Here is a 12652-nt window from a genome sequence, read left to right on the forward strand (position 1 = left end):
TTTGTAGCCGAATAAGGAGTTCATGTGTATGCTACTGAGGTTGCACACCGAAGATGGTATTGAACAGATTTAGATAATATTGGACTAATTTTATGTACGGTCCTATGATGGGATTAGAGGATGAGTTCCAGATCAGATGTTCCACTGTCAGTTAGAAAAGTTCTGAGATATGGGGAGAGACAATACGGCCGCGAATTCGATGATAAAGATGTCGAGCTACCCGGAATTTTATCACAACTTGATGAGGAAATAGACAGCTCTAACGTAGATATTGATGACTTCTCGGATTACTTTTCCTCACTGACCAGGCGGGAGTTATACACAGAGGGACTGTTATTGGGGGCAGTTCTCAATGGTCCATATACGAAATTCACAATACCAGATTATCAGCGGAATTACTCGTGGGATAAAAAACAAAATCAGCGATTCTGGCTCAGTCTCTCTGACGCTATTAATAATATTGGCGGTGACGATGTCCCTGAATTCTACATGGGCTCGATGTATGTTGCTGATGAGCGGAATACTCTCGAAATCATTGATGGACAACAGCGGCTTACCACTTTACTTGTTATATTACTAAACATTCGTCGATATCTAAAATCACTTGGACAATATACGGATGTGGGTTCGCGTGGTAACGTATGGGACCTTGCTGAGTTCATTGTCGGGCCGGAGTGTCTCAAAAGGATGCTCTATGATGGTAATAATCCAGTGTTGCGCCCCAGCGATGTCGATGAACCATATCTGAACCTGCTATTCCGCGAAGAGCCTGACCGAATCGTCTCATATGCAGAGAGTATTGACATCGAATCAGGTAGTCGTCGAATCGGTGTCGAGACCCTAATTAATAGGCATCTCGGTCTTGACCCAATAGATATTGAAGACAATCTATCCTCTTCTGAACCTGGAACCCTCTATTACGGCAAATCACATGAAAGGCTTCTCAACGCAAACCACACTTATCGACAAGAGATCGGGAAGCTGATTGGAGCTGTCGATGGCTGCATCGAAAGAGAGCTTGACGCATCGGTTGAGCAAGTTGATGGTGACGAGGTGACGATTAACTGCACTACAAAAGGGTATCCGGCGATGAATGTGGAGGTTATCGTCAAAGATGGAGATGATGTAGCTCAACGAACTCGAACAGATGAAACCGGAACTGCAGTGGTCGACTTATCTTCCGCCCCTGATGGAGGTAAACTCATTGCACGCAGGCATGATGCACAGCAGACATTCTCATTTTCTAATGCTTCAAGCCTGATATCCAAAACGGACCGTCTCAAGGTGCTAGATTGCGATACCGATCAGGAAGAGGTGCGCCTGCAGATATGCCGAAACGGAGAACCAGAACCCGATACTGATGTTTCGATTAATAAACTAGAGAAGTTGACAGATCATGAAGGTATTGTTGAGTTTACCATCGAAGAAGTAAACGCGGCTACAGACGACACGTCTTTGGATGATGAAGATGATCCATATGAGTTCAAAGCGCTAAGTATAAAGAGACAATTCGGCAGTGTTGACGACCTGCAAAAGGTGGAGCCAACGCTAGATACAATATGTTCAGACAACGATCAGCGGGCCAACGTATTGATCAATCTATTTCAGATATTATTGCATGCAATGCGTATTGTCTATGCTGAATTCTCGCTAACTGACGATGAGTACAAAATCGAGATTTTTCAATCACTGAATGACCGTGGAAAAGCTCTCGATGTTTCCGATATTATTCGTGCACGAGTCATCGCTTCTGACGCTTCAAACCCTGAAAACTGGAATGAGATAGTCAAGCGATTTAACGACGATGATGATACTATCATTCAATTCCTGAAAAACTACATAGTCGCCACACAGGGCATTGAAGCTCCAAGTGAGGAAGATGTCAAATCTCTCTTCAGTCTACGGAGAGTTGGTGACCCTGAGATCTCGTCTCTCCTGTTAAATGATCCTGACGCAAACCTCGAAAAACTAAGCGAATACTCAAAACGCTATTATGAGATTAAAGAGGCCAAAATTCCAGACGATACTAGCGAGATTAATAGTCTTGACAATGATGATAATACTGACCGTAATTTGAAAGCTGAATGTGAAATAGCTTTCAAGCATCTCAATAAAGTTGGAAATGTCTGGGAGCCGTTTGTTCTGTCTGTGTATAAAAACTTCTCTGACGAGACAAATCAGGGAGAGTCTATGATAGAAATTTTCCGTATTGTCGAACGAATTATTTATCGATACTCATTTTTTGGACAAGATATCGCATCAACAGTTATCTCGGATTTATTCCCGACTGCCTGTCAGGAGTACAACTCAGGAACCGTTGATAAATACGACCAAGACGAAGTCCGAGAAATGCTCAAGAGAGAACTTCCAAACGGACTTGAAGGAGATGCAGTAACTAATCAGCTTGTTCGTAAAGAGGGTTGGACGACAAAGAAAGTTGAAACTCTATTCCTAAAGCTTCTGGAGGATTCACTTCTTGAGACCCGCACCCGAGGTACCTATACTTCTGGCCATTTCATGGTCGACCCGGAAGCTGACCTCACAGTCGAACATATCTTTCCACAGACGTTCGTTATTAGTTCCGATGTTGAGAACAAGATCGCATGGTTAGAACACTTTTTCGACGGTGTTGACAGTGGGAAAACGGTTATGCAGACAATAGATGGAATTGATCCTGATGATCCGGAGCTTTCCCAGGCTGACAACGATGATATCTCTGATTTATTTGTAGATGATATCGGAAACATGCTTCTGCTAATTCGGAGCGATAACTCAACCGTCAAAAACAAGTTATTCTCGAAGAAGGCATGTTTCTATTACCTAGTCTGCCGTGGTGATCTACGGCATTCTAGTGAGTATTTATTGCAAAACAGCATACATATGTTAGATATTGTCAATTTGATCGAAGAATTTGCTGACGAAGCAAGTATGAGCGACGGTGATCTCGCCAACATCCTGGGATTACTTATTGATTCACCCAGTGATGGAACCATTCCAGCGATAACTAATGAATTGGACCGAAGTATTTCGGGGAGTGACTTGGAACCCACAGAGTACGACGGTGAAGTCAAAAATGCAGTCTCAGAATTAATGTCATTCAATAATGTTGATGAAACTGATTCAAGTAATACACTTGTGTCGGAATACAACGAGATGTGGGATTATGAGTCAATGATTCAGCGAAAGGTGTATATTATCGAGAAATTACTTGAATCCGTTACGATCGAGGGCTACCCAGATGAGTTTGATTCCGATATTGAGCAGCTCGTAAAAGAGGATATGCAGCGACGGCTTGACTTACGCCGAACATCCTAGTCGAAAATATCGACAAAATTAACAAATTTACACAATTGGCTCATCTGTCACTGCGTCTTCGTCGTCATGAAGCTCTACGTCCAGGTGTCCTCGGCCAAGGATGATATTAGCGATGCGACAGTGAGCTTGATGAGAACCGCGGTGAACATAGACATGGTGATCGGGAGTCCCTCAACTGATTCACCGATATACTCAAACATCCTCATGAACAACAGAGAAGCCATAGAGAACTTACGGACCGTGATTTTCAGCAATCGGTAAGCGAGCTAGAAGGCCACCTCAAACGTGATATTTATTCGGATACCTGCTAGCGGCTCGGGGGACGGAGCGGTATAACTTGGATTCCGGTCAATCCCGGAATCCGGTATACACCTGTACGGAGACGGTCCGCCCATCGAGTTCGGGAACCTTTGTGCGAGAGAGTTGTATCGTCTCAACGGGGTCTCGGTCAGCGATGAGCGCTTGGTAGAGCTGCTTCCACGCTTTCTGTTGCTCGTATTTTTCGGGGTCACTGCTGACAGCCCGAAACAGGGATTTCGAGACGACGATGAAGAGCTTCCGCTTCATCCGACTGGCACCGACGTTGAACCGGTTCGCATCGAGCAGAAACTCAGAGATCTGATTCACGTACCCTTGGTTGCCGGCAGTCATCGCCAGCGCCATCACGTCACGTTCGCCGCCCTGGAACCGTTCAACGGTATCGACAGTTAGGTCAACGTGGTTCTGCATTCGCCGACGCATCAAGCGGAAGGGAACCACGACGCCCGCGCTCAGTTCGTCGGATTCGGGTTCTTGGGCGACAACTGGAAGCGGATCAAGCACCCTACCAGCCAAGTAGGCCTCGACGGGGCTGTCTTTGGTGTAGACGTTATCGTCGTGCAGTAAGACGGTAACACGCGTTTCTGGATCGAGCGCGGCGTTTACCCAGGGAGGGAGATCGTCACTGCGGACGTCCGGAATCGTTTGTGCCGACCCGGCCGACTCGAGCGTGATGTTGTCCCGGTGGTAGAACAGCTCGGTTTCGAAACGAGCCATTGCGGGAGGAAGCCGATAGGTTAGTTTCAGCTGGTCCATCGGGAGTACCGCATCCTTTTCACTCCAAGTCGGCGGTTCACGATCGAACTGTTCGAAGTTACTGTCCTGATCACCGCGGAGGAACCGGACGAAATCAAGTGCGGAGACTGCAGGAGTGTTCTCTTCAATCGTCTGGCGATCCTCTCTCTCCCAATCGTGTGCTTGGATGGGCTGCATCTGACGATGGTCTCCCACGAGCATCAGCTGCTTGTCCCGGCCGAGGAACGCGCCGACGAGAAATAGCAGGGGGAGATCCATCATACTCGCCTCGTCGACGAGGGCGAAATCGAAGAGCCGAGAACGGCCATCGGCCATGAACTCCTCGACCGAATCGGCGTCCTCATCGATACTCCAGCGCACACCGTTCACGAAGTTCCGAAGGGTTACCGGCGTCGTGAACACGATGAGGGGACCTGGCGCCTCGTTTCCGAGGACGTATTTCTCGAAGATATCTTGCAGTTCGTCACGGTCATCGTAGGCCCTGTACTCTCGGACGTTTCCGGGGAAGTCGCCCGAAAGAGATCCGGATTGCACCCGAATGAGAAGCGCGTTCTCAAGTACCCCATCCTCGGCGAGTCGTTGTTGTGCGTCTGCAACTGACCTAGCGAGTTCGTCGACGGCGTTGTGTGAGTGGGCCGTTGCGATCCCCGAAAACGACCCGGTCGAAGCGTTAGCGCGTGCGAGTATCGCCGGGGCAGACGCATACCTCGTTTTTCCGGTTCCGGGCGGTCCCTGGAGTGCGGCAACCGTGTGGTCCGTTTGTGAGACGAACGCCGTCTGGTCGTAGTTCGTCGATTCAGGCATTACTTGGTCGAACTCCTCGAGGAAGGATCGGACCGATGTAGGGTCGAACTGCGGGGAGTCCCGTCGAAGCGCGTCCGAGATCTCGTCGTCGTACAGATTGACCAGCCGATTATGTACGTCGTTTTGGCCGGCATTTTGCAGCGCGGCGTGAGCACGGTGGGCGACGAAGTCATCGAGTGCCGGGTCCAGCACGAACTGCATCCCTTCCTCGATGAGTTGACGGTCCCACTCGTCGTCCTCGTCGGTCGTCCAGCCAGAATGGTTCGGTTTGAATCTCTCCCTTGACCTACTTTGAGCTCCGAGGAAGGAAATCCGGACCGTACCCGTCTCGGTATCGACACGAGTGAGTCGTCCCAGCACCTGATTTGCGATCCGCTGTGGTGATCTCACGTCCTCAGTTAGGCTTCCGTCGCCGTTACGTTTCAACGGCGTCATTACGACGAAACTCCCCTCCTCGAGCGAGAGAGGAGTGTCGGCCTGAATCCCATCCTGTGAATCGTCCCCGAGCGACCGGAGTATCGACCCACCGAGCCACATCCGTGGCTCTGAGTCATCATCGCCCTCTTCAGGCGGTTCAGTAACCTCGAACGGGATTGCGCGGCCGGTCGTCGTGCGTTGACTGAGTGGTGTCCGGTAGTGGGAGACGAGCTCGCGCCGATTCGCACCGAATTCGAGTTCCTGATACTCCAGACATGTCGACTGAAGCTCAGATACGCCGAGCGTATTCTCGCGGAGGTCTCCAAGCTCAATAGGCTCTTTCGTCATCGTCGCGTCCTTGTCACGAATCGAGCGCTCGATATGCTCATAGGCCTCACAAATGGAGTGAACGACGTCCTCAACGTCGTCTAGTGTCACTCGTGATGACCCCGCATCGGTGTGGTGACGGTATCGCTCGATCTGTGACTGCATCTCCGGATCCTCAGCCAGATCTGGTTTGAGGAGATCGAATTCTTCGGTAGCGTAGAGGTACTCCAGCGGAAGCGTGTCCTGATTTCGACCGAGAATGGGGAATTCACCTCTCAAGTGGTCCGAGGCAATTTTGAGACCATCGTCGAAATCGAGGAGGATACGAGAGCCCATCTGATCGTACGAAACGGTCGTCTCGAAGAAGCCAAGGTCGAATACCTGCTTGAGTGGCACCTCTTCAGCGTCCCGTGGACGCTCCCAGTCGAGTTCCGTATCTCTCGAGTAGAACTGAGCTGCTGTTTGAACGACGCCCAGTCCCGGGTATCGGAACGCGTGTCTGTCGCGGAACTCGTCTCGAAGGACACTCACACTCGTCTGGTCGATTTCTTCACGGTAGCCGAGAAGGGTCCGAATCGCCTGTGCGGCATCCGATTCGGGATGGCGCTTAACAGCGTCAATAAGCGTCCGCCGCTGGGAGTCCCCGTACGGATAGATATGGACGAAGCCTTCCGTATCGCTATACCCCTCCTCACTGAGGTCAGGGCGAACCTCGTTGACCGCAGAGGAGAGCCTCTCGAAGAACCGCTCGATCAACCGGCGCTCTTCTTGATCTTTACGTTCGTTGTTTAGGTTCGGAAGCTCATCCGGGTGGCTGACAATAAACTTCCCAGTGTCGTGCTCATCCTCGTATCGGCTGGACGTTACCTTCGCCGCGAGAAGCACGACCCGATTGCGTACGAAATCGTACTGGACGTAGGGATAGACTCGCACGAGTGACTTCCGAGGATAATCGAGATTGAAGCTCTCCGGCGGATTATCATCGGGAAGGTTTCGACCGGAGCCGATGAGGTAGTCTCCCCACGGACCGGCCTTGTCGGATCGTTGTTGCCACTGATCTTCGTAATCAGGATCGATCTGCCGCAGGAAACGGTGGGCGATCTGTGCGGTATCGCGGAGGTTCGAGATCTCCGTTTCCCGTAGGATGCGCGTGACTAATTCCGGCTCCTTGGGGCGCGGGTGGACATGAGAAGTCGCTCTCCGATTACGTTCCTCAGTCGGCCAGTCATAGAGCGTTGCGAGGTCGTGGAGGTCTTCGATGCCGAGACTATTGAGGGACTCCTGTACGCCCTCACTGAGCCCAAGCAGAGCGAGGTTGTGGTTCGTCACCGAGTGCGCGATACATTTCGACTGCTTAGCACAGTCGTCACATCGGGCGTCGATTCGGTAGGTAGGCGGATCGCCGGATTCTCGCATCTCGTCGCCGTCAAGGAGCTCAGCGTCAAGCGCACCGTCGGGTTCAAGGAGGAGTTGGATATCGTTCTGGCGCGTGCTCAGATCGAATGTTCCGACTCGTCGTAAATCGAGATCACCGGTGGATGTCACGAGAGCCGCGAGGTCGTTCCGTTCCGGTTCCTGTGACACGATACTCGCTGAGACGCTCGTATTGATGTCCGCAAACAGAGACTCAAGCAGAAGCGAGTAGATGGCAGCTTGTAGCTGGTGGTGAGTTTTCACTGAACTCGAGGACTTGAGTTCGACAACGCGTACCTCCACGCTTCGGGGACCAGGAGCGGTCGTGTCCGGGCTAGCGATGACGATGTCCGCATCACCACGAATGGGCCACGCACCGACAGTCCCCTCGATCCGTGGTTGGAAGAAGACGATTGGGTTCGACCTATCGCCTGTCGCAAGGTCTTCGACGACTGTTCGAAGCCGTTCGATATTTGTCTCCGGGTCACCGCTCCACCGTTCGTCGAAGGGGTGGTCCTCATCGGCCGGTCCGATGCTGTATATGTCTGCCTCGAGAAGGTGGCGGAGCTGCCCAGCTTCGAACGCTTGGCCTGTTGCGGCGAGGAGAGGACTCAGGGAGATATCCGAGATAGAACCGAGGTTCTCGTCGACGTAACGGTGGTACAGGTACATCGGGCACTGCTGAAGTTTGTAGAACTGTGCGATCGCACTCGGACTGACGGTCGTTCGCTGAGAGTTAGTCATGGATCGAAATGTGTCGGGTGAGAGTCTGCTGGCTCTTGCTCGGGGCTATCGCTGTCACTGGAGGTGCTCTACGTAGCGATCGACGGCGTCACGTTCCTCCGGCCACGTATCGCTGCGAACGTTCCATTTGAAGCCGGTCCCCTTCTCATCGCCATTTTCGAGTTGCCACATGTAGAGACGCGTCTTGTGCGTCGATGAGTAGTCGTCCTCGTACTGGACGACGGCAGTCCACCAGTCGTCTGTCTTTTTGATCGTCTGTCCGCCGACCACGTTGTAGTGCTGGACGGGGAAGTAGGGCGTATCAGCATCAACGGTCGTACCGGCGTAGTCTTCGACGACGCGTCGCTCGGCCGCCCAGTGGTCTGGGTCGATGTTCCACTTATGTTTCGTAACCCATCCCTTGGTGTCATTGTCCCGCCAGAGGTACAATCGGATCTTCTCGTTTCCGTATTCGTCTTCGGAATGGACGATTGCGCGCCACCATCCCCCAGATTTGCTGAATGTGAGTGCACCAACTGGCGTGAGGTGTCCCTCGATCGGATAGCGAGATAGATCTTCCGTCATCAATACATTAGTGGAACAGCACCTTACTTAAATAGATAAACGGGACACGAACGAAACCAGCCAGCATCGAATATCTACAGTTGCTATCGAGCTAGAAGCTGGACTCCGGCGGGGAGAGTTCCCGAATATCTTGGTAGTGACGTGAAATAGTGACCGTCGAGACGTCGGCGGCCTCTGCTACTGCCTGCTGGTTGATCGAGATACCTAGGTCGGTCGCGGCAGCGTACACCGCTGTCGCAGCGATTGCAGCAGGATGTTTACCGATGTGCAATTCCTCGTCAGTTGCCCGAGTGAGATACCCGCTTGCTCTGCGTTCGACGTCCGGGTCGAACTCAAGCTCAGAGACGATACGTGGGAGGAAGTCCTGCGGGCGGGCGGGAGGAATCGACGGTTCGAACTCGACACGAAGGACACTCACGTGATTGCGGATTTTCGATTCCGAGAGCGGAGAGTACTGAGCGAGCCGGCTGAGCGTCATCGGATGTCGACGCTCTCTGGCGGAGAGGAACACACACGCGGCGGCGAACCCCTCAATTGATCGGCCTTTTAATAACCCCTTCTGGACGGTTTTTCGGTACCAGTACGCTGCCCGCTCACGGAGCGGCTGAGATAGTTCAACTGCTGCTGCGACATCGCGGAGTTCACGGAGGCCGCTTACGAGTGAGCGTTCATCACTCTGCAGCCGCTCATTGTACCGGCTGAGTCGATCCGTGTCACCGTGAACGGATCGAGTAATCGTGGTGCCGGTATGCACCCACTGTTGACTCTGCTTTGGCCCGAGTCGGCGGTCTTTGTAGTCGCGCCACTGGGGCTCGCTGTACTCGACCGGGGAGTCTTCGACTACAACGCCGCAGCCGTTACAATAGGTGACTCCATCCTCGGTGAGGATTTCGCCGTCGACGCAATCTGGACACTCTGTCCCCGAAGTCGTTTCACTGCGACTTTTGGGGTGGGGGCCGGCTGTTGTGGCCGAAGCTGCACTACTGGCGAGACGTTGGGGCTGACGGGAATTCGTTGTCGGTGCCAACAAGCCGGTGCTGCTGATGCAGCGGGTCGGTACTTATCCTGTTATGTGTCCGGCGTTCTCTTGAGCTTTACCCTCGGTCGACGCCTGAAAGGGTGGGCGATTGTCAGAGGCACGTTCTGTGCCGGGTTCGCCCAGTACGACAGAGCAACAGTATCTGACTTAAATTGATAACCGAGATCAGTATTCGAACCCTCGAGCGGAATCAGATGTGAGTGCGAAACCGGAAGACTCGTACACGCTCGAGATCGCGTTCTCCAGCTCATTCAGGTGAGAGTCTATGTCGCTGATTGTGTCAGATGGAAGCGCAGAAATGTACGCACCGAACCGAAACATCGCCTGTTCGTAGCGTCTTCCCTCGACATGTTCTGGAATTGTGCGTTGGAAGAACGCACTGAACTCGCCGAAGCGTTCCGGCGATTGGGTCGCACTCCTTGGAAGTGGCCGTTCTCCATCACGTCGTCTCGTTAGGTAGACATACGCGACCCAGCATCGAACATCAAAAATCGGGAAGCGAACGGAGTATTGGCCGGGACCGCTGTCAGCGAGATGGAGGAGAAACGCGGGAGTGACGACGGTCCGGTTTGCAAGTGCGCCGCGCTCCACGAGTAAGTCGGCTAACTGGCCGACTGCATCGCCGGGACTGTCTTCGAGGAGGTCGATCAGCTCATCAGTTGTGAGGACATCGGTAACTTCATCCACATCAACTCCGCGACTGAGGTCTTTCCAATCCCAGAGGGCTCGCGCGCGCTCAAGGGCGTCCGTACGACCTCGAATTACGTTTGTGTATGTCGCAGTGTCATCTTGTTGAGCCGAGTACTGGAGAGCCCAGTATTCGACATTAAGCGGTGATGTGGAAGCCATACTCTCGTTACACGTGTCAGGGTGATAATCCACCCGCCAGAAGACTGGCCGTCAAAAATTAGCGGGTTTCGTCAGGTATCAATTTAAATGGGATATGCTCTCTATACTGACTGAACGGTACCTGCCCGAAAAACTCCGACCAGGATGACTAAACGACCGAAGAGATTTACTGCTGCACACCCTCGCTGCGATCATCGGCACAAACGCCACTACCGTCGAGAACTGATGATTGACCTCACTGAAACTGAATCCGAACTCGTTGATCAGCTTCTCGACGTCCTCGGAGAGGCGATAGATTCACTCCCGGAAATCGATGAGAGCTACGCGAACAAGACGAAAATACAGAAGCTCCTGTTCTTCGCAATCGACGAGTTCGAGATTCCGGTCACTCATAGCTGGTATCTCGCCGGTGCTGTCGTCCCTGAACGGTCGATCGGTCCGAATGCACTCCAAACCGCTGACGGACCGACAGGACCAAGCAGTCCGTCAGTTCCGGAAACAGATTCTGAGGACGTGATTGAAAGCGTTAGCACGGTGGATCCGATTCTATTTACCGATTCAGGAGAGGAATTCGATTCGGAGCCATCGTCCGACCTCGAAGCGTACGTCTCCCGAAGCGATTTGCTGTCGTTCTACCGCCAAGAGATCCCCGACCTCTGGCACCAACGGACAATGCGATTCCTCCAGAACTTCTACCAAGAGACGGCTCCCGACGAGTACCGTCTTCTGTACATCGAAAGCACACATCTCCGGACGCATCTCGCGGACCTCGTCGACGCGATTGACACCATCATCGAGGGCGGCACCCCAGAACGGTCGATCGCTTCGATTCGGGAGTCCATCGGACTCTCGATTTCTGACCTCCACTACTATATCGGTCGCCACGACGACCTCAGTCAGACTCTCAGTGTCGTCGTTGAGGGTACCGATCTTATTGAGGACGCCGTAATGCGACTCGATCAGCATTCGAAGGCTGATCTCACTCCTGAACATCGGTCGGCCATCGAACGCCTTCAGGACTTCTTCTACTACTACATCTGGAAGTATCCCTGTCTCCTCATCTCAGCGAACACCGCGAGTGGCTCTCAGGCCGACCACTTGCACGCAGAGCAACTCGCCGCCTTCGAAGAGTTTGACGATCGCGTCCTCGACGAACGAAGCACAATCGCGGCTGATCTCGCTTCGGTCGACCTCCTCCCAGCACCAGGCGACTACGAACCGATCGACGATAATGTCCTGTCCGAAAGACTATGCGATTTATCAACACAGTATCTCGAATGAGAGAACATGCCCGGTATCGGAGATGATGATGCAGGGGTGGGGACACTGAGTCCCGACAACGTCTTCGTTGACACGAGTATCCTCCTCAACTACGCCCAGCGGGTTATTGAACGCGACCACACGTCTCCGTTAATCGATAGTGACGATGTCGAGATCGTCGTTGGAGTGACCGTCGCTAGCGAACTCGAGGAGGTCCGGGAACGCCGTGAACACATCTACGAGGATTTCCTCGCGTACCTCATCGACGAGGCGGAGGACATAGGTGAGTATGACCCTGCGTCACGGCGTCCATATTTTCAGACGAACGATGAGCGGCACGTACGAAACATTCAGATGAAACTTGCTCAGTTAGATGACCGGCGTAAGGTCCTACGTGAGCTCCGCCATGCACTCCGTTCGATCGAACGCCGGCTTAGCTATCTTGCCGATGAAGTCGTTCCAGACGGCTTGTTCGACCAACAGCCAGGACTGACCGTACTGTTCGCACTGCAGGACGTTATTCCGAACAACAAGGATCGAAGCGTCGTTGGCGATGCTGCACTCTGGTCCGCAGAGGGTGAAGAGAGTTCGGGCGTGTTTGCCACGACTGACCGAGATGATCTGCTCGATCTCGCGGACGAGATCAACGAGGTTCTCAAAGGCGCGAAGGGTGAGGAGTGGACGATCACGATTGTCCATCCAAAAGGTCTCTCAGCCGTCGATGAGGTTCGGCCACTCGATTCATCTACCTCGTGAATTAGTTCGAAGCTGTAATCTTCTTCTTAATTACTGCCTCTGTTGTAATCCTCAACCACTGATAGTTTGGAGAGGTCATGCTGGATACAG

Annotated in this window: 8 protein-coding genes; 4 read left to right on the plus strand and 4 right to left on the minus strand. The window is 52.6% G+C overall.

Annotation, left to right across the window (positions count from 1 at the left end; genetic code table 11):
- The first annotated feature begins 120 nt into the window (after positions 1–120).
- Both B4V04_RS17510 and B4V04_RS17515 read left to right on the plus strand, forming a co-directional pair.
- Positions 121–3315, plus strand: coding sequence for a GmrSD restriction endonuclease domain-containing protein (locus tag B4V04_RS17510; protein ID WP_498232941.1), 3195 nt, complete (start codon positions 121–123; stop codon positions 3313–3315).
- 66 nt (positions 3316–3381) lie between these two features.
- Positions 3382–3576: a hypothetical protein gene (locus B4V04_RS17515; protein ID WP_498232942.1), complete on the plus strand. Its 195-nt coding sequence runs from the start codon at positions 3382–3384 to the stop codon at positions 3574–3576.
- An 87-nt stretch (positions 3577–3663) separates the two neighbouring features.
- Here B4V04_RS17515 and B4V04_RS17520 read toward each other — a convergent pair whose 3' ends face one another.
- From B4V04_RS17520 to B4V04_RS17535, 4 genes are all read right to left on the minus strand, one after another.
- Positions 3664–8022, minus strand: coding sequence for an AAA domain-containing protein (locus B4V04_RS17520; RefSeq protein WP_498232943.1), 4359 nt, complete (start codon positions 8020–8022; stop codon positions 3664–3666).
- Positions 8023–8148: 126 nt separating this feature from the next.
- Positions 8149–8658, minus strand: coding sequence for a hypothetical protein (locus tag B4V04_RS17525; RefSeq protein ID WP_498232944.1), 510 nt, complete (start codon positions 8656–8658; stop codon positions 8149–8151).
- Between the two features lie 91 nt (positions 8659–8749).
- Positions 8750–9412 (minus strand): transcription initiation factor IIB family protein, encoded by a 663-nt coding sequence (locus B4V04_RS17530; RefSeq protein ID WP_498232945.1) that lies wholly within the window; start codon positions 9410–9412, stop codon positions 8750–8752.
- Positions 9413–9862: 450 nt separating this feature from the next.
- Positions 9863–10546, minus strand: coding sequence for a hypothetical protein (locus tag B4V04_RS17535; protein ID WP_498232946.1), 684 nt, complete (start codon positions 10544–10546; stop codon positions 9863–9865).
- 225 nt (positions 10547–10771) lie between these two features.
- Between B4V04_RS17535 and B4V04_RS17540 the strand changes: the two genes are divergently transcribed.
- Both B4V04_RS17540 and B4V04_RS17545 read left to right on the plus strand, forming a co-directional pair.
- Positions 10772–11827 carry a DUF8098 family protein gene (locus B4V04_RS17540; RefSeq protein ID WP_498232947.1) on the plus strand — a complete coding sequence of 352 codons (1056 nt, stop codon included), beginning with the start codon at positions 10772–10774 and terminating at the stop codon, positions 11825–11827.
- Between the two features lie 6 nt (positions 11828–11833).
- Positions 11834–12562 (plus strand): DUF8169 family protein, encoded by a 729-nt coding sequence (locus B4V04_RS17545; RefSeq protein ID WP_498232948.1) that lies wholly within the window; start codon positions 11834–11836, stop codon positions 12560–12562.
- The last annotated feature ends 90 nt before the right edge of the window (positions 12563–12652 follow it).

It is taken from the genome of Halorubrum sp. B52 (assembly GCF_059752555.1).

What these genes read in the sequence shown, in the direction of transcription:
- B4V04_RS17535 (WP_498232946.1), bottom strand. Translation starts at nt 10,546, where the DNA reads ATGGCTTCCACATCACCGCTTAATGTCGAATACTGGGCTCTCCAGTAC.
- B4V04_RS17515 (WP_498232942.1), top strand. Translation starts at nt 3,382, where the DNA reads ATGAAGCTCTACGTCCAGGTGTCCTCGGCCAAGGATGATATTAGCGAT.
- B4V04_RS17525 (WP_498232944.1), bottom strand. Translation starts at nt 8,658, where the DNA reads ATGACGGAAGATCTATCTCGCTATCCGATCGAGGGACACCTCACGCCA.
- B4V04_RS17520 (WP_498232943.1), bottom strand. Translation starts at nt 8,022, where the DNA reads ATGTACCTGTACCACCGTTACGTCGACGAGAACCTCGGTTCTATCTCG.
- B4V04_RS17510 (WP_498232941.1), top strand. Translation starts at nt 121, where the DNA reads ATGAGTTCCAGATCAGATGTTCCACTGTCAGTTAGAAAAGTTCTGAGA.
- B4V04_RS17545 (WP_498232948.1), top strand. Translation starts at nt 11,834, where the DNA reads ATGCCCGGTATCGGAGATGATGATGCAGGGGTGGGGACACTGAGTCCC.
- B4V04_RS17540 (WP_498232947.1), top strand. Translation starts at nt 10,772, where the DNA reads ATGATTGACCTCACTGAAACTGAATCCGAACTCGTTGATCAGCTTCTC.